Origin of the sequence: Nocardia nova NBRC 15556 (assembly GCF_001613005.1) — a bacterium.
GTDB classification, from domain to species: Bacteria; Actinomycetota; Actinomycetes; order Mycobacteriales; family Mycobacteriaceae; genus Nocardia; species Nocardia nova.
In genome coordinates this window covers 26512-44307 of the sequence record NZ_BDBN01000081.1, presented here as the reverse complement: position 1 = coordinate 44307, position 17796 = coordinate 26512, and the positions used below count along the sequence as shown (strand labels likewise).

Genomic DNA, 17796 nt, shown 5'->3' with positions numbered 1-17796 from the left:
TGCCGCCGGCTGAGTCCCGGCCGGAGGTGCGGCCGGCGCCGCCGGTGCGGCCTGTACCGGTGCCGGAACCTGCGTCGGCTGGGCCGGCGGATGCGGCGCTGTCGTCGTCGGCGCCGGGGGCGGATTCTGATCGGCCGGACCGGGAGCGGGAGCCGGCGGGGCGGGGGTCGTGGTCACCGGGACCAGCCGTTCCCCTTGAGCCTGAGCGAGTTTCGGCGGCAGCGCACCCGGCTTGGCGGGAGTCGTGTTCAGCGGCGGCACCGGCGCGCCCTCGGCCGGTGTCTCCTTGCCGACCACCGTCACCGAACCGTCGGGAGCCACGAGCAGGCGGGCGGGATCCTTGGCCGGGATCATGCCCAGCTCGCGTGCGCGGTTGGCCAGTTCGGGCGCCGAGTCGGCGGCCTCCACCTCACGCTGCAGTGCCGCGCGCTCGTCGAGCAACTGCCGGTTGATGCGGCGGGCGTCGCTGAGCTGATAGCTGTCCTCGGCGGCATGCGTGGTCAGCACCAGGGTCGCGAGCAGACCGCAGCCGAGCAGGGCGAGAATCGCCGCCACGAACGGCAGCCGCCCGGCCATCATCGACCCGGCGCGGCGGGGCAGCGGCGGAAGCACGCGCTCCCCCGCCCGATTGCGCCGGCGCGCATAGGCGCGTTGGGCCGCACCGGATTTCACGCGGTCGGCGCTGTGCGCTCGCCGCGGCGCGGACCGCTGCGTCCGCTGTGGTGCGTCCACCCGTGTCCGCACGCTCATATTCCTGCCTCCCCTACCGATTTCCTGTGGGACTGCCCGTCGTAGTGCTGCCGAACCGGCAATACCCCCGTCGCCGGATCGCTGTCACCCGGCCGCCTGTATTCGCTCCGCGGCCCGCATGCGCACCGGCGCCGCGCGTGGGTTCTCCTCGATCTCCGTTTCGCTCGCCTTCTCCGCGCCCCTGGTCAGAATCGCGAATTCCGGTCCCATGCCGGGCAATTCGACGGGCAGGTCCAATGGTGTGCGCGAGGCCGAGGCCTGCGCGAAGATCTGTTTGACGACCTTGTCCTCCAGCGACTGGTAGGACATGACGACGATCCGGCCGCCGACCTCCAGCGCCGCCAATGCCGCCGGCACCGCGGCCTCGAGCGACTCGAGTTCGCGATTGACCTCGATCCGCAGGGCCTGGAAGGTGCGTTTGGCGGGGTGCCCGCCGGTGCGCCGGGTTGCCGCCGGGATCGCGTCGTAGAGCAGTTCCACCAGTTGGGCACTGGTCGTGAACGGCCGCTGCGCGCGCCGGCGGACGATCTCACTCGCGATCCGGCCCGCAAAGCGTTCCTCGCCATAGGTTTTCAGGATCCGGGCCAGATCGCCGTGGCTGTAGGTGTTGAGCACATCCGCCGCGGTGAGGTCGGACGTCGGGTCCATCCGCATGTCCAGCGGGGCGTCCACCGAATAGGCGAAGCCCCGCTCGGCCTCGTCGAGCTGCATCGAGGACACACCGAGATCCATCAGCACCGCGCGCACGGAGCCTCGTTCGGGCAGCCCGGCCTGGCGCAGCGCGCCGGGCAGGCCGTCATATCTGGTGTGCACCAGCGTGATTCGATCGGCGAAGGGCGCGAGCCGCTCGCCAGCCAGGCGCAGCGCCTCGGTATCGCGATCCAGCCCGATCAGGCGGATCGCGGGATAGGTCCGCAGGAAATGTTCGGCATGCCCGCCCAAACCGAGCGTGGCGTCGACGAGGACTCCGCCGGATTCCAGTGCGGGGCCGAGGATTTCGTCGGCACGACGCAAAAGAACCGGAACATGGCGGGGGCGGTCGCTGTCATGGTTCACCTCGACCTCCCGGATCCTGGCTCACGGTGCTTGCGACGGGTGGATGGTCTAACGAGTGGACAGCCAATGCCCCGGGGTCTCTGACCGAACACGGCACCTGGCGTTGGGGAAGTACGTCAGGGTCCGTGCCGGGCAGAGGCCGCAGGGCACTCGCCTGTCTCGGATCAGAAAATTCCGCCCAGCGACTCGTCTCCTGCCAGCGAGTAGTCCTCCTCGTGCTCGGCGAGGTAGGAATCCCACGCCTGTTTGTCCCAAATCTCGAGGAAATCGACCGAGCCGATCACCACGCAGTCCTTGGACAGATTCGCGTAGCGGCGATGTTCGGCCGACAACGTGATCCGGCCCTGCCCATCGGGACGTTGCTCGTCCGTGGACGCCGCCAAGGCACGAACGAAAGCCCTTGCCTGCGGGTTGCTTCGGGACGCCGCCGCGGCTCGCCGCGCCAGGGCGGTGAACTCTTCTTTGGGATAGACGGCAAGGCTGTGGTCCTGACCTTTCGTGACCATCAACCCTCCCGCCAGTTCGTCGCGAAACTTCGCAGGCAACGTCAGTCGCCCTTTGTCGTCCAGGCGAGGCGTGTAGGTACCGAGAAACACAGTCTCGACACCTCCCGCTCGATCACCTCGTCTGGTCGGCGCTCTTATCAGTGCGCGCTCCACATTACCCCACTTTCCCCCACTTTCAATCGAAAGCCGCGGTGATCTCGGTCCCCGGCTCGGGGATTGAGCAGGTCAACTCAGCTATCACCGCGGTGGGGAGATTTCGTCGAGTTCCCCCGACACGCGCCGCCGGCGAGCCGGGCAGCCCGACAACCATCAGCAAACCCGCAGCTGGGAGCGGCCCCGGCCGGTGGTGCGCGAGAGTGGGGACCGGGCGTGGGGAAAGGTGGGGAAATGCGGGGACCGACGAATCCGCCACCCCGTGAACGCGATCCGGATCACTCCGCGAAAGAAAAACGACACGCCGCACATCACGGCGTGTCGTTCGAGGCGGTTCAGTTGTCGGCTACTCGCCGCTGGGCACGGCAATCATCGCGCAACCACATTCGGCCGCTCGCCTCCGCTCCCGCGGACGCGAGCGGAGGCTCAGCTGTCCTGCTCGAAGCGGCGCCTGAACCGATCTTCCATGCGGGCGGAGAAGCCACCGGCCTTGCGTTGCTTACCCTTTGCCGCACGGCCGGGAATGCCACCGGGACCGGAGGGGGCGTCGCCGCTGCCTCGGCCGCTCTTGGTCATACCCGAGCCGCCCAGCAGCAACAGCACACCCGCGCCGAACATCACGATGAAGCCGAGCAGGCTGATGATGGGGAATCCGCCGGGCTTGACGGGCAGGGCGATTCCCGCAATGAGAAGAACGAGGCCGAGGACGAAGAGCGCGGCCGCCTGAAGTCTGCGTCTTCCGGTGGCAGAGCGAAGCCGACCACCACGCACGGTCGAGGCGAATTTAGGGTCCTCAGCATAGAGCGCGCTCTCGATCTGTTCGAGCATGCGCTGCTCGTGCTCGGAGAGTGGCACGGTACCTCCCCCGGCACTAGGTCCTGGTTGTCGCCTCCGGGTAGACGACAAGTAGCCGACCTTGGCGGCTACTGCCACCAATGATACGAGTTCGATCAGTGCGCTACCACCTACTCGCCGATGTTCACGCCGTACCGTCGGCGAGCCAGCCCGGCGCGGGACGCAACCGGGCCGCCGTAATCGCCAGCGCATCCTCCACATCGCGCAGGAATGCCTCCACCCGCGAGGCGAACTCGTCGGCCTGGGTATCGCTGATCGCCCGGTCCAGTCCGGCCTCGAGCGCGGCACGGGTCTCGGAGAAGGAACTGAAGTAGTCCGACCACATCACGAATTCCGGTGCGGCCTGCTGCATCAGCACCCAGGCGTTGCGGGAGCGGGCCCGCGGTGCGCGGTCGGCACCGGTCGCGGCCAGCACCGCCCCGGCCCCGCGCAGCGCCGCGAGGTAGGCGCTGCGCAGCCGCTCACGCGGATCGGGTTCGGCCCAGGCCTGCTGCACCATCGTGTCCGCCCGGTCGAGCAGTCCGCCCGCCCGGCCGGCACGTCGTGGATCGTCCATCCGACCAGCCATCTCGACACCTCCACATTTCGCATACCGCGCCCGGTCGACCGTGCCGAACCGAACAGGTATTCGAACGTTTCAATTGAATGTGAATATAGAGACGACCACCGACAGACTTTCGCGCCGAACGCGCGCCGCGCACCCTGGATGGGGACCCCCGCACCCCACGCACCCGACTCCGACGCCCGCCCCCGACACCACAGACACCTTCGACAGACAGAGACGGCCCCGAAGATATGGCTCCCCGCTCATGACCGCCGTCAGGCCCCGCCACACCCCCGCGCCCGTCGTCGTCGACCTCTCGGCAGCGACGTTGCGCCACCGGCTGCACGACGCCCTCGCCGTGTACGTCGCGGCGATGGACTATCCACGCGGCACCGAACACCACCGCGCCCCGATGTGGGCCGAACACACCACCCGGCCGGGCTGGCAGGCCGTCGCCGCGGTGGTCCCCGACGACAGCGGCCAGGTCGATCTGCGTACCGCGCCGATCGTGGCGATCGCCTACGGCTATCGCGGCGCGCCGCACCAGTGGTGGCATCAGCAGGTCCACACCGGCATGCGCCGCTCGGGCTGGCCGGAGCAGACCGCGCGGGCCCTGCTGTCCGACTACTTCGAACTCACCGAACTGCACGTCCATCCGTCGGCTCAGGGCCGCGGCATCGGCGAGACCCTGCTGGTACGGCTGCTCGAGCAGCGCACGGAGGCGGCGGTGCTGCTGTCCACCCCGGAGGTCGACCACGAGGCCAACCGCGCCTGGCGGCTGTATCGCCGGCAGGGATTCACCGATGTGGTCCGGCATTTCGTCTTCTCCGGCGATACCCGGCGCTTCGCCGTGCTCGGCCGCCGGCTGCCGTTACGGACGCCCGAACAGTGACGACACTGGTTCTCGGCTCCGGCCACAACGCACTGGTCGCGGCCTGCTATCTGGCACGCGCGGGACATCCGGTCGAGGTGCTCGAGCGCGACGAGGTGCTCGGTGGCGCGGTGTCGACGGTCGAGCGCTTCCCGGGCCATCTCATGGACCGCGGTTCCTCGGCGCACATCATGATCCGCCACACCGGCATCATCGAGGAACTCGAGCTGGAGAAGTTCGGCCTGCGCTACATCGATTGCGACCCTTGGGCTTTCGCCCCCGCACCGGTGGGCTCGGATGCCCAGCCGATCGTCTTCCACCGCGATGTCGACCGCACCTGCGACTCGATCGAACGGGCCTGCGGCCCCCGCGAGGCCGAGGCCTACCGGCGGTTCGTCCGAACCTGGGGTCCCCGGGCCCAGCGGGTGATGCGGGCGTTCGGCGGCGCGCCGACACCGGGCCGGTTCCTGCGCGCGTTCTGGGGCCTCGACGCCCGGGCCGGCGGCAGCGCGCTGTCACGTGAATTCCTGCAGTCCGGAGATGCCTTGCTGGACAGCTGGTTCGACGACGAACGGCTGAAGGCGGCGCTGGCCTGGTTCGGCGCGCAGTCCGGACCGCCGATGTCGGAACCCGGCACCGCGCCGATGGCCGGTTTCGCCGCCCTGATGCACACGCTCCCGCCCGGCCGCGCGGTCGGCGGGAGCGGTGCGCTCACCACGGCACTCGTGGCGCGGCTGCGCGCCGACGGTGGCACCGTCTCGGCCGGTGACGAGGTAACCGAACTGCGCCGCTCGGGCGAGGGCTGGCGGGTGCGCACGGCGAGCGGCCGCGACCTGTCCGCCCGCACCGTGATTTCCGGCACACACGTGCTCACCACCCTGGAGTTGTTGCGGCGCGGCGGATTCGACGACACCGTTCTCGCCGACTGGCGGCGGCGTATCCGGGTCGGCCCCGGCATCGGCATGGTCGTGCGGACCGCGACCTCCGCCCTCCCCGTATACCCCGGTGCCACACCGGAGGAGTCGACGCGCGGACTGCAATTGCTGGTGACCGATCGACGGCAGTTGCGACTCGCCCACGCCGCCGCGCTGGCCGGGGAACTGCCGCCGCGTCCGGTGGTGCTGGCCATGAGTTTCAGCGCCCTCGACCCCACGATCGCACCGCCCGGCGAACATCAGCTGTCACTGTGGGCGCAGTGGCATCCGCACCGGCTCGCCGACGGCAGCGAGTGGAGCGCGCACGGTGAGCGCGAGGCCGACCGCATCATCGCCGAAGTCGATTCCTACGCACCCGGTTTCGCCGATTCGGTGCGGCAGCGGTATGTGCAGACACCCGCCGATCTGGAGACCGAATTGGGGCTCATCGGCGGCAATGTCATGCATGTGGAGATGTCGATGGATCAGATGTTCTTCTGGCGGCCGATTCCGGAACTGTCCGGACAGAAGGTGCCGGGGGCGCCCGGGCTGTATCTGACCGGCGCCTCCACCCACCCCGGCGGCGGAGTGTCGGGCGCCAGCGGGCGCACCGCGGCGGGGCTGGTGCTGCGATCGCTGCGCCGCGGTCGCTTCACTCGGCGATGACGGCGCGGCAATGGCCGGCGGTGACCGCCGTGGCCTGGGTCGCGGCCCAGATCGCCTATCCCCTCACCGACGGCTCGGCGCGCGATCGGGTGACGATCCTGATCGTCGCGCTGTCGGCGGCCACCGCACTGCTGCACGCCTGGGTGGCCCGGGGCATCGGCTGGGCGGCCGGCTACGCGATGATCGTCGGCGGCGTCGGCGCGGTCGCCGAGATGATCGGCACCGCAAGCGGATTCCCGTTCGGCTGCTACCACTACGCGCACGGGCGGCTCGGTCCCGATCTCGCGCAGGTGCCGCTGCTCGTGCCGGTGGCCTGGGTCGGCGGTCTCTACCCCATCTGGGTGGCGACCGGGCTGCTGTGCCGCCGCACCGCCACCCGCATCGCCGCGACGGCCGTGGGGGCGGTGGGCTGGGACCTCTACCTCGACCCGCAGATGGTGGCCGACGGGCAGTGGACCTGGTGTTCGGCCCATCCGGGCCTGCCGGGAATCGGCGATATCCCGTATACGAACTACGTCGGCTGGTTCGCAGTCGGCGCCCTGATGGCGACACTGCTCGCCGTGCTCGAACGCCGTTGCGCACCGCGCGGCGCCGGACCCGCGGTACCGATCGCGGTGCTGTTGTGGACGTGGTTCGGATCGGCCCTGGCCCATGCGGTGTTCCTGGATCTGCCCGCGTCCGCGGGGTACGGCCTGATCGGTCTCGGGCTGGTGGCGCTACCCACGGCGGTATGGGTGCTGCGGGCGGCGCGGCACCGCGACCGGCTGCCCGCGCCGCCGTAAACGCCCGTCGCGTGCCGACGATCACTGTGGCTCATGGCACGATGTGTGCCGTGCAGCCGAGTCCGACACCATCGATGCCAGAGTCGACCCACACGCCGCGGCGAACACGGCGTCATCGCCTCTGGTCCGTAGCCCTGCTGGCGCTGCTGCTGGCGCCGTTGCTGACCGGCTGCCTGCGGGTCCAGGTATCGATGGGCGTGTCTTCCAACGACCGCGTGTCCGGCCATCTGGTGGCCGCCGTGATCCCGGCCAACGACAAGGACAAGGGCCCCGAGCTGAAGGCACCCGAAACCCTGGCCGCGAAGATCCGGGTCGAGCCCTACAGCCAGGACGGCTACGTCGGCAGCCAGGTCTACTTCGACGACCTGACCTTCGGCGAGGTGCAGCAGCTGGGCGCGCTGTCGGATCAGACGCAGGGCATGTTCAACCTGCAGTTCATCCGCACCGGCGACAAGGTCACCCTCACCGGCCGGGTCGACCTGAAATCCGTTCCGCCACAGGGTTCCGACGTGCAGTTCACCGTCGCCTTCCCGGCCCGGGTGGCCACCACCAACGGCACTCGCCAGGGCGATTCGACGGTCTCGTGGAAGCTGCCGGCCGGCGATGTGAGCACCGTGCGCGCCGAGGTCAACTACGCCGACCCGAACACCCGCTCCTTCGCCGGATGGGCCGGCATCGTCGGCGGCATCACCCTCGCGGTGGCCGCCATGGTCGCGGTGCTGGCGTATCTGAATCGCAACCCCACGCCGCCGTGGCGTCCGCGGGTGAAGCAGGACGCCTGATCAGGGACCACGATGGGCGTCCGTGAGCACCGCCTCCGCCGTCTCGGCCCAGCCGGGAACGGCCACATGACACGGCTCGGTGCGCGGAAGGTCGTCGAGCCGCTCGTCACGGCGGGCGCGATCGTGGCCGGCGCGGGATGTGCGATGGCACTGGTGAACCGGCTCGGCATGCGGCGGCTGCGGGCCGATGCCACCCCCGCGATCGAGCCGGTGATCATCGCGATCCCGGCCCGCGACGAAGCACCACGACTACCGCGACTGATCGCGGATCTGCGTGCCCAGCAAGGTGTTTCGCGCATGCGGATCTGGATCCTCGACGACGGATCCACCGACGGCACCTTCGCGGCCGCCGTCGAGGCGATCGGTGACGACGATCGATTCACCGTGGTCGCCGCCGACACCGACCCCGAACCCGGATGGACCGGCAAGAACGCGGCCTGCGCGCGTCTGGCCGAACTCGCGGGTGTCACCGCCGACCCGCCGCCCGGCGTCCTGATCTTCCTCGACGCCGACGTACGGCTGCGCCCGCAGGCGATCGCCGCGGCGGTGAGCGAATTGCGCCGCAGCGGTGCGGGTTCGGTGTCTCCCTGGCCGTATCAGCGGGCGGGATCGCTCGCGGAGGCGCTGGTGCAGCCGCTGCTGTGCTGGTCGTGGGCCACGACGCTGCCGGTGCGGCTCGCCGATCGCGGCCTGCGGCCGTCGACCGCGGTGGCTTGCGGGCAGTTTCTCGTCTTCGACACCGCGGTCTATCGCGCGGTGGGCGGGCATGCGGCGGTGGCCGGTTCGATCACCGAGGATCTGGCGCTGGCGCGGGTGCTGCGCCGCGCCGGACATCGCACCGTGCTGGCGGCGGCGGGGACACTGGCGAGTACCCGCATGTACCGCGGCGCGGCCGAAGTCGAGGGCGGCTACACCCGCTGGCTGTGGTCGGCCTACGGCGGCCCGGCCGGCGCCCTGGCGGTGGATACGGTGGCCGCGGTCGCGTACGTGCTGCCCGCCCTCGCCGCGCTGTTCGGTCGCGGCCGGATCCGGCGGATAGGTGTCGCGGGCTACGGCGCGGGTGTCGCGAGCCGGCTGCTGGCCCGCTCACTGGAATCCGGGACGCTGCCGCGCGGCACCGATATCGGTGCGGCGCTGGCACATCCGGTGTCGATCGGCGCGTATCTGCGCCTGTCGGGCCGGTCGTGGCTGCTGCATCGGCGCGGGGCGCTGCGCTGGAAGGGCCGCCCGGTGCCGGACGGCCCGGACCGTTCCCGGCCCGGGCGCGCCGAACTCAGGGCACCGAGGTAACGCCGACCGTCGGCAGGAACGCGCAGGTGTTGGCGCCGTTGCGGACCGTGCCGAACACCGCCGCCAGCACCGTTCCGGAGCCGGTGTCCACCGGCACCGCGCGCACGCCGCCGACCGGCAGCGCCGCCAGGAAGAAGTTGCGGATCGCCTGCTCGAACGCCGGGCGCACCTCCGGCGGCAGATTCGGCGGCACCATCGAGCCGACGACCTGGGACAGCGGGCCCATCGCGGCGAATCCGCCGCGGCCGTTGGACACGTTGAACCAGGCCACCTGCATACCGGTGGTGTCGGCGCCGTCGGGGCCCATGCCGTAGGGGACGAAGGCGAACATCGTCTGCCCGGCCTTCACCGCGGACAGATCCAGCCCGGGCACCGGCACCGCCAGCTTGGGCCACGGCCCGGGTACCGCACCGGCCAGCGCCGGGACGAGTCCGAGGGTGCTGCCGTCCTGGCAGAACGCCGACCCGGACGGATACAGGAACGGCTGGATGCCCAGCTGTTTCAGCGATTCGACCGCGGTCTGATAGGCGGTCAGCAAATCCGTCGCCGCCGCCGGGTTCTGGCCCACGGCAGCGATGGTGGCGGCGGGGTCGGGCGGGGCGGCGGTCGCGGCGGCGGCGCCGGCGAAGGTCAGCGCACCGGTCACGGTGAGCGCTGCGGAAAGACGGACGAGACTGGTCACCACGGCCATCGGGGTTCTCCTGAGTTCGGCGGGACATCCGCACCAGGGTCGGTCCGCCGGGCCGCACAGCATGACTCGGGGACCTCCGCGTCGTCACGGTGCACGAGAGGGTACCGCCGGTGGAGGCGAATGCGCGGCAACTCGCCCGCGAAACGCCGATCAGGCGCTGACGGCCGCCGGGGTCACCGTATAGCCGAGGTTGGTGAGCACCTCGGTGGTCGCCTTGGCGAAGTTCAAGGTGATGAAATGCAGGCAGGGCGCACCCTCGTCGATCAGTCGCTGCCCGATCTCGGTGGCGATCTCGATGCCCACCGCGCGCACGGCGTTGCGATTGGCCTCCGGATCGTTTCCGGCCGCCTGCTCGAGCCGCTGCATGACCCGCGCGGGCAGCGGCCGGCCCGACAACTCCTCGGCCCGCTGCACGGTGCGCAGCGAGGTGATCGGCATCAGCTCGGGAATGATGGGCTTGGCGCCCTGTTCGGCGTCGTAGGCCGCGACCCGATCCCGCAGGCGCAGATAGTGTTCCACGTCGAAGAACATCTGCGTGATCGAATACTCCGCTCCCGCACGCAGTTTCGAGACCAGGTAGCGAGTGTCGTGCTCCAGGTCGGGAGACCGGTAGTGGCCCTGCGGGAACGACGCCACTCCCACGTGGAAGTCGCCGAGCTCGCAGACCATGCGGACCAGTTCCTCGGCGTATTCGACACCGTCGGGATGTTTGCGCCACTCCCCCAGCGGATCGCCCGGCGGGTCGCCGCGCAGCACGAGCATGTTGCGGATGCCGGCATCGGCGTAGCTGCCGACGATGGACCGCAGTTCGGCCACGCTGTGCCCGACCGCGGTCAGATGCGCGACGGTCAGCAGTGTGGTTTCGCGGGCCAGCTGCCCGGTGATGCGCGCGGTGCGATCGCGGGTGGATCCGCCCGCCCCGTAGGTCATCGATACGAACGCCGGATGCATCCGCTCGAATTCACGGGCGGCGCGCCACAGCCGCGCCTCGGCCGCGGCATCGCGCGGCGGATTGAATTCCACCGAGAACGGGATGGTGCCGCCGGGGCGGCGGCCCAGCTGCCCCACCACGGAGGGAGTTCCGGACGGCGTCCGGGAAGGTCGGCCTGGGGTCGATCGTCCCCGTACATTGTCGAAACTCACCGGTCCAGTGTAGTAGGACGACCTCTTCGGACGGGCCGCCCGGCCCGGATCCGCGCCGGTCCAGCGGCCGGTGCGCCTGCGGCCGGAGCTGTGCATCGGTGTCGCGGCCCACCGTCCGCCCCGACGGCGCCGGGCCGGCGGTCCCCACCCGCCTGCGCTCCGCCGACCGACCACCCCGAGCGCCACGAGACGGTCGCGCACGGACCGGCCGACCGGCCGCGATCTCGCCCGTCCGATGCGATGCGGTGCCGGTCACGCACCGGCTACGGCGCTGTCGGGCGACGGAACCGACGCAGTAAGGTTCACGGTGGGCCGCTGGACGCCGCGATACGACTTCCCCGCGACGACCGGCCGGGACCGCCGCAGCCGTCGCCGGTGCATACACAGGGTCTCGCCCCGGCCACATCCTCGGCACGCCGGAGCCGCCCCGGCGTACCCGGCATCGGCTCGCCGATACGACGAACTACCTGGAGGTTGCGTTGTCCGTTGGTCCGGCCAGCCCGGCACGTCCGGCGCCGAACGACTCCGCGGCGCTGGTGCGCGCGGTCGAACAGGCGCTGACCGGATTCTTCGCCGACCGCCGCGAACTGGTCGCCGAACTGGGGCCGGTGGTCATCTCCGCGACGGCCGCCCTCGAGGATTTCGTGCTGCGCGGCGGCAAGCGGACCCGACCGGCGTTCGCCTGGACCGGATGGCTCGGCGCGGGCGGCGATCCATCCGGTGATCAGGCCGAATCGGTGCTCACCGCGTGCGCGGCCCTGGAACTGGTGCAGGCGTGCGCACTGATCCACGACGACATCATCGACTCCTCGCGCACCCGGCGCGGCTTCCCGACCGTGCACGTGGACTTCGAAGATCGCCACCGCGACCACGGCTGGGGTGGCGATTCGGCGCATTTCGGAGTGAGCGTGGCGATCTTGATCGGCGATTTGGCGCTGACGTGGGCCGACGACATGGTCGCAGCCGCCGGCCTGGACGCCGCGGCCCGGGCGCGGTTCGCGCCGGTGTGGGCGGCGATGCGCACCGAGGTGATGGGCGGCCAGCTGCTCGACGTGCACGGTGAGGCCGGCGCTGACGATTCGGTGGCCGCCGCGCTGCGGATCAACCGGTACAAGACCGCCGCCTACACCGTGGAGCGGCCGCTGCATCTGGGCGCCGCGCTGGCCGGGGCCGATCCGGAGCTGATCGCCGCCTACCGGGAGTTCGGCACCGATATCGGCATCGCGTTCCAGTTGCGTGACGACCTGCTCGGCGTCTTCGGCGATCCGGCCGTCACCGGCAAACCGTCGGGTGACGACCTGCGCGAGGGAAAGCGCACGGTCCTGGTCGCCGAGGCGCTGCGCCGCGCCGACGCCACCGATCCCGCCGCGGCGCGGCTGTTGCGCTCGTCGCTGGGCACCGACCTCGCTCCCGATCAGGTCACCCGGTTGCGCGACCTCATCACCGGGCTCGGCGCCGTCGACGATGTCGAGCGCCGCATCACCGAGCTGACCGACCGCGGCCTCGGCGCGCTGGCGGCCAGCTCGGTCACCCCCGAGGCCGGCGATCGGCTGCGCGCGATGGCGCTGGCCGCGACCAGGCGGGTGTCGTGAAAACCGTTGCCGGACGGTGCGATCGGATCGTCGTCGTGGGCGCCGGCCTGTCCGGGCTGGCGGCGGCGCTGTATCTGACCGGAGCCGGGCGCCGGGTGACCCTGCTCGAACGCGCCGATCATCCGGGCGGACGAGTCGGCCTCTATCGCGGGCCGGACTACGAGATCGATTCCGGCGCAACGGTTCTCACCCTGCCCGGGCTCATCGACGAGGCGCTGGCCGCGGTCGGCACCGACACCGCCGCCCACGGACTGCGGATCCACCGACTCGATCCCGCCTACCAGGCGCATTTCGCCGACGACAGCGTGATCGGGGTGTATCCGGATCCGGAGCGAATGGCGGCCGAGGTGCGCCGCGCATGCGGAGACGCACAAGCACAACGCTATCGGAACCTGCGGGACTGGCTGGCCCGGATCTACGCCGGCGCCTACGACCAGTTCATGGACACCAATTTCGATTCCCCGCTCGATATGGTCCGCATACCCGAGAAGCGCGCGGCGCTGTGGGAACTGGTGCGGCTGGGCGCGTTCGGCCGGCTGGGCCCGCGGGTCGAGCGCATCCTGGGCGATCCGAAGCTGGCGCGGCTGTTCACCTTTCAGGCTCTCTACGCCGGGACCGCACCCGCGCAGGCGTTGGCCGTCTACGGCGCGATTCCGCATATGGACACCTCGCTGGGCGTCTACTACCCGGTCGGCGGCATGCGGGCGATCACCGCGACGCTGGCGGCCGCGTTCACCGGCGCCGGTGGGCAGCTGGAACTGAACTGCGAGGTCAGCGGTATCGATTACCACGCCGGGCGCGCGCGGCGGGTCCGCACCGCCGACGGGCGCGACTTCGACTGCGATGCGGTGGTCCTGACCGCCGATCTCGGCTCGCTGAGCCGTTTCGGCATTCGCCGGCACCGTCCGTTGCGGGCGGCACCTTCCGCGGTGGTCGCGCACGGCAACATCCCGGCCGAGGTGGCGGCGCGGTGGCCGCTACAGGCCCACCACACCATCGATTTCGGCCGGGCCTGGGAGGAGACGTTCGCCGAAATCGCCGCCCGGCGCGGCCGAGGGCGACTGATGAGCGATCCGTCGCTGCTGATCACCCGGCCCGCGCTCAGCGATCCCGGCCAATTCGTCGAACGACCCACCGGACGCTACGAACCGCTGTCGGTGCTGGCACCGTGCCCCAATCTCGATGCCGCGCCCCTGGATTGGCCGCGTCTGGGACCGGCGTACCTGCGAGAACTGCTGGCCGTACTGGAGCAGCGCGGATACCGGGGTATCGCCGGACATTTCACCGTCGATCACCTCGACACGCCGCAGACATGGCATGAGCAGGGAATGATCGCCGGAACGCCGTTCTCGGCCGCGCACCTGTTCCGCCAGACCGGACCGTTCCGCACCCGCAATCTCGCTCGCACCCCGGCCAACGTGGTGCTGGCCGGATGCGGGACCACGCCGGGGGTCGGCGTGCCGACCGCGCTGCTGTCGGGAAAACTGGCCGCCGAACGCATTACCGGCCCCTTCCGGCACGCCGACGGCGCCACGGCGCCGACCGGCGCGCTAGGGTTGCCGACAACCCATTAAACTGGCCCGCGAACTGACCACTCCCGCGGTTCCGCACCGCACCGACATTCCCGGGGGGAAGACGAACCATGCCGACCCCCGATATGGACACTGCCCCCGCGACAGCGCCGATGACCAGCACCGTTACCACGGTGCCGGTGACCACCGTGCCGGTCCCCGAGCCGGCCGTGCACACCGTGCGCTGGTGGGTGCGCTGGGCGGGCGACTTCTTCCGCAGCCCCGAGGGCCACGCCGCCCTGCTCGGCTTCTGGGGCGCGGTTCTGATCACCTTCGGCGGCTTGGGCGCCGGCGCGGTGCGCCGCAGCGATCCCCTGCTGGAAGCGGCCCACCTGTCCTGGCTGCGATTCGGGCACGGCTACGCGCTGGCCACCATCGTGGTGTGGCTGGGTGTGCTGTCGATGATCATCGCGTGGGTCCGGTTGGGACGCATCACCATCGGCACCGGCGCCCGCCGCGGCCCCGGCAGCACCGTGACGCTGAACGAACTGCGAGTGATCGTCGGCATCTGGATTCTGCCGCTGCTGTTCGCGGTGCCCATGTTCAGCCAGGACGTGTACTCGTATCTGGCGCAGGGCGCGCTGTTGCGCGACGGTTTCGACCCGTACAAGGTCGGGCCGGTGGTGAATCCCGGTGTGCTGCTGGACAATGTGAGCCCGGTCTGGACCACCACCACCGCACCCTACGGCCCGATCTTCCTGCTCATGGGGCAGGCCATCACCAGTATCACCGGTGACAACGTGGTGGCCGGCACCATCGCGATGCGCCTGGTCATGCTGCCGGGACTGGCCCTGATGATGTGGGCCGTCCCCCATATGACCAAACACCTCGGCGGTAAGCCGACGGTGGCGCTGTGGCTGGCGGTGCTCAACCCGCTGGTGCTGATCCATCTGATCGGCGGCGTGCACAACGAGATGCTCATGGTCGGCCTGATGGCGGCCGGCATCGCCCTGGTGCTGGAGCGCCACCACGCGGCCGGCATCGTGGTGGTCGCGATCGGTGTCGCGATCAAGGCGACTGCCGGGGTGGCGCTGCCGTTCCTGGTGTGGATCTGGATGATTCACGAACGCGAGCGGCGAGCCGCGGAGAACAAGGGGCCGCTGCCGCACCCGATTCGGACCTTCGTCAAGATCGCGGGCCTCGGCGTGTCGGTGTTCGCGGTGGTCTTCGTGGCCGCCTCCGCGGCCGCGGGTGTCGGTATCGGCTGGCTGACCGCGCTGTCGGGGTCGAAGAAGATCATCAACTGGCTCTCGCTGCCGACGATCATGGCGCACATGGTCACCTGGGTGACGCCGCTGAATCTCGGCGAGGTGCTGGTGTGGACGCGCGGACTCTGCGCGCTCGCACTGGTCGCCATCCTGGCGTGGACCTGGTGGCGCTACAAGAGCTCGGAACGCGATGCGGTGATGGGCATTCTCATCGCCTTCGTCGCGATCGTGATCCTGTCGCCGGCGGCGCTGCCCTGGTACTACTCGTGGCCGCTGGCGCTGGCCGCCGGATTCGCCATGTCGACCACCACCCTGATGATCCTGGTGGGGTTGTGCACCTGGCTGATGCTGGTGTTCCAGCCGGGCGGCTCGATCGGCCTCTACAACGTCTGGCACGTCGCGGCGGCCACCTTCGTCGCCGTGGTGGCGGCGCTGTCGCTGCGCAAGGTGGATCCGCTGCGGCTGCGCGCCGATTCGGGCAGACCCAAGCAATGACCGGCCGCGGCGCCGACGCCGAACTGGCGGCCGCATACCGGCATTGCAGAGCCATCGCGGCGGAACACGGCCGCACCTATTTCCTGGCCACCCGGTTACTGTCACCGCCGCAGCGGTCGGCGGTGCACGCGCTCTACGCGTTCGCCCGTACCGTCGACGATGTTGTCGATTGCGCCGAAAGCACTTGCGACGCGGTCGGTTTCGGTGCGCTCGACGCCCAGCGCTCCGCCGCGGCACGGGATCGCGCCTCCGTTCGCACGAGCAGTCAGGCCGCGCCCGATTCCGGAAACGCCGACCTCGCGGCGGCATTGCGGCTGGACCGAATCGACACGCAACTCCGTACCGCACTGAAGGATGCGGGGCTCCTCGCCGAGATGTGGTGGACCGCTGCCGGCACAACGGAGGCAGAGACCCCGCTCGCGGAAAGCGGGGCGATCGACGCCCCGGTACTCGCCGCCCTCGTCGACACCGTCGCCCGGTATCGCATTGCGCCCGACCACTTCCGGGTGTTCCTCGATGCCATGCGGATGGATGTGCCGGGTAGCCCGCTGTTCCGGAACCGGTATGCGGATATGGGCGAATTGCGGGAGTACATGCGCGGTTCGGCCGCGGCGATCGGACTGCAACTACTCCCGATCCTCGGCACGGTGGTGCCGGTGGCCGAGGCCGAACCGGCGGCCGCCGCGCTGGGTGAGGCGTTCCAGCTCACCAACTTTCTGCGGGATGTCGCCGAAGATCTCGATCGCGGGCGCATCTACCTGCCGGGCGACGAACTTGCGGCCTTCGGCGTCGACGCCGATCTGCTCGCTCATTGCCGGCGTACCGGCCGGACCGATCCGCGGGTCCGCCGCGCCTTGGCACATCTGATCGCGACGAACCGCGCGGTCTATCGCACCGCCGCGCCGGGCATCGATCTGCTCCGGCCGCGGGTACGCCCCGCCATTCGCACCGCGGCCGTGCTGTACGGGGGAATCCTCGACGAGATCGAGCGCCACGACTACGCCGTATTCGACCGCCGCGCAACGGTTCCCACCGCACGGCGGCTCCGGGTCGCGGTCACCGAATTGGGTTCCGGATTGCGCCGCCCGGCGAATCCGTCCTCGCCGCTGCGCGCCCCGCTCCCCCACGTTTCTCACACCGCGGTCCCCCGCGCGTTCGGTACGGCACGGCCGAACGCGCCCCGCGCCTGACACCGAACTCACCGTCACCGACGGACCTCTGCCCCGCCATCGCCCTCGACCCGTCCGAAGCGACCACCGCGCGGCACACCGACGACGGCCTGCAGGCCGCGACCAGGGCCGCCACCGGCGTCACCGCGGTCGAACTGCCCGACGCCGACCGCCCCAGCGCGGCGCCACCGCCGACTGTCTCGCGCGGCACTCGCAGCGTTGAGCGGGCGCGCTCCCGATCCGGGACCGAACGCTCGCCTCAGAACGGTTCGGCCGCGGCCCGGCGGACGACCTCGCGGGCGAGCGGCCCGTGGATGGCGTCGATCGGGCGGCCGGGCAGGGTGTCGTCCTCGGCGTAGATCCACTCGAGGATTTCCTCGTTCGTATATTTCGCATCCCGCATCACCGTGATGAGGCCGGTCAGGGGCTTGACGACCGCGCCCGAGGAATCGAAGAAATCTTTCGGGATACCGGCGATACCGCCGCGGCGGATCGCGATCAATTGATGATCGCGCAGCATCTGATGCACTCTGGTCACCGCGATACCGAGTTGTTCGGCCACATCCGGCAACGGGAGCAGGGTTACCGATTCGGGAACGACATCGTCGCTGCAAGGAAATGCACTCACCCGCACAACGGTAGTCCGTCGGCATCCGGATACGGCGTACGCCCGGTTTCGACGTGGGCGTTAGCACGTCATCAGCGACCGTGACGGCGCACGCCTATACGATCGGGGGTGCCGTCACGGGGGCGGCAAC

At 70.3% G+C, this 17796-nt stretch carries 17 protein-coding genes; 9 read left to right on the top strand and 8 right to left on the bottom strand.

Features of this window, described 5'->3' with window-relative positions; all coding sequences use genetic code 11:
* The 5 genes from ftsL to NN2_RS27790 all read right to left on the bottom strand — a co-directional run.
* A partial coding sequence (gene ftsL / locus NN2_RS27810; RefSeq protein ID WP_245658892.1) for a cell division protein FtsL occupies positions 1-750 on the bottom strand: 750 nt, incomplete at its 3' end.
* A gap of 84 nt (positions 751-834) precedes the next feature.
* Entirely contained in the window at positions 835-1806 is a 972-nt protein-coding gene (gene rsmH, locus NN2_RS27805; RefSeq protein ID WP_063017292.1) for a 16S rRNA (cytosine(1402)-N(4))-methyltransferase RsmH, read from the bottom strand.
* A 164-nt stretch (positions 1807-1970) separates the two neighbouring features.
* Complete coding sequence (gene mraZ, locus NN2_RS27800; protein ID WP_030514722.1) at positions 1971-2402, bottom strand: division/cell wall cluster transcriptional repressor MraZ; 432 nt, start codon at positions 2400-2402, stop codon at positions 1971-1973.
* A gap of 489 nt (positions 2403-2891) precedes the next feature.
* The gene (locus tag NN2_RS27795; RefSeq protein WP_062966235.1) at positions 2892-3320 is read right to left on the bottom strand and encodes an SCO2097 family morphological protein; all 429 of its coding nucleotides are present in this window, start codon (positions 3318-3320) and stop codon (positions 2892-2894) included.
* A gap of 124 nt (positions 3321-3444) precedes the next feature.
* Entirely contained in the window at positions 3445-3888 is a 444-nt protein-coding gene (locus tag NN2_RS27790) for an SAV_6107 family HEPN domain-containing protein (RefSeq protein WP_227462782.1), read from the bottom strand.
* 241 nt (positions 3889-4129) lie between these two features.
* On the opposite strand from NN2_RS27790, the gene NN2_RS27785 reads away from it, so the two are divergent.
* From NN2_RS27785 to NN2_RS27765, 5 genes are all read left to right on the top strand, one after another.
* Positions 4130-4756, top strand: coding sequence for a GNAT family N-acetyltransferase (locus NN2_RS27785; RefSeq protein ID WP_063017290.1), 627 nt, complete (start codon positions 4130-4132; stop codon positions 4754-4756).
* Entirely contained in the window at positions 4753-6315 is a 1563-nt protein-coding gene (locus NN2_RS27780) for a phytoene desaturase family protein (RefSeq protein WP_063017288.1), read from the top strand. Before NN2_RS27785 ends, NN2_RS27780 begins: the two co-directional genes overlap by 4 nt.
* Positions 6312-7097: a carotenoid biosynthesis protein gene (locus NN2_RS27775; RefSeq protein WP_063017286.1), complete on the top strand. Its 786-nt coding sequence runs from the start codon at positions 6312-6314 to the stop codon at positions 7095-7097. The genes NN2_RS27780 and NN2_RS27775 overlap by 4 nt, the downstream gene beginning before the upstream one ends.
* 74 nt (positions 7098-7171) lie before the next feature.
* Positions 7172-7879: an LppM family (lipo)protein gene (locus tag NN2_RS27770; protein ID WP_030514728.1), complete on the top strand. Its 708-nt coding sequence runs from the start codon at positions 7172-7174 to the stop codon at positions 7877-7879.
* A 66-nt stretch (positions 7880-7945) separates the two neighbouring features.
* A complete protein-coding gene (locus NN2_RS27765; protein WP_063017284.1) occupies positions 7946-9169 on the top strand; it encodes a glycosyltransferase family 2 protein in 1224 nt (407 codons plus the stop codon).
* Here the strand turns inward: NN2_RS27765 and NN2_RS27760 are convergent.
* Both NN2_RS27760 and NN2_RS27755 read right to left on the bottom strand, forming a co-directional pair.
* Positions 9153-9860, bottom strand: a complete 708-nt coding sequence (locus NN2_RS27760) for a hypothetical protein (protein WP_063017282.1) — start codon at positions 9858-9860, stop codon at positions 9153-9155. The genes NN2_RS27765 and NN2_RS27760 overlap by 17 nt on opposite strands.
* A 150-nt stretch (positions 9861-10010) precedes the next feature.
* Complete coding sequence (locus NN2_RS27755; RefSeq protein ID WP_082857318.1) at positions 10011-11003, bottom strand: methylenetetrahydrofolate reductase; 993 nt, start codon at positions 11001-11003, stop codon at positions 10011-10013.
* Positions 11004-11470: 467 nt separating this feature from the next.
* Here NN2_RS27755 and NN2_RS27750 point away from each other — a divergent pair, with 467 nt between their 5' ends.
* The 4 genes from NN2_RS27750 to NN2_RS36630 all read left to right on the top strand — a co-directional run bounded on the left by NN2_RS27750 (position 11471) and on the right by NN2_RS36630 (position 17059).
* Positions 11471-12595, top strand: coding sequence for a polyprenyl synthetase family protein (locus NN2_RS27750; protein ID WP_063017278.1), 1125 nt, complete (start codon positions 11471-11473; stop codon positions 12593-12595).
* A complete protein-coding gene (gene crtI / locus NN2_RS27745; protein ID WP_063017276.1) occupies positions 12592-14169 on the top strand; it encodes a phytoene desaturase family protein in 1578 nt (525 codons plus the stop codon). The genes NN2_RS27750 and crtI overlap by 4 nt, the downstream gene beginning before the upstream one ends.
* Before the next feature lie 110 nt (positions 14170-14279).
* The gene (locus tag NN2_RS27740) at positions 14280-15869 is read left to right on the top strand and encodes an alpha-(1->6)-mannopyranosyltransferase A (RefSeq protein WP_082857320.1); all 1590 of its coding nucleotides are present in this window, start codon (positions 14280-14282) and stop codon (positions 15867-15869) included.
* Complete coding sequence (locus NN2_RS36630) at positions 15866-17059, top strand: phytoene/squalene synthase family protein (protein WP_082857316.1); 1194 nt, start codon at positions 15866-15868, stop codon at positions 17057-17059. Before NN2_RS27740 ends, NN2_RS36630 begins: the two co-directional genes overlap by 4 nt.
* Positions 17060-17297: 238 nt before the next feature.
* On the opposite strand, the gene NN2_RS27730 is transcribed toward NN2_RS36630, so the two are convergent.
* Positions 17298-17666 (bottom strand): Rv2175c family DNA-binding protein, encoded by a 369-nt coding sequence (locus NN2_RS27730; protein ID WP_063017302.1) that lies wholly within the window; start codon positions 17664-17666, stop codon positions 17298-17300.
* Positions 17667-17796 lie beyond the last annotated feature (130 nt).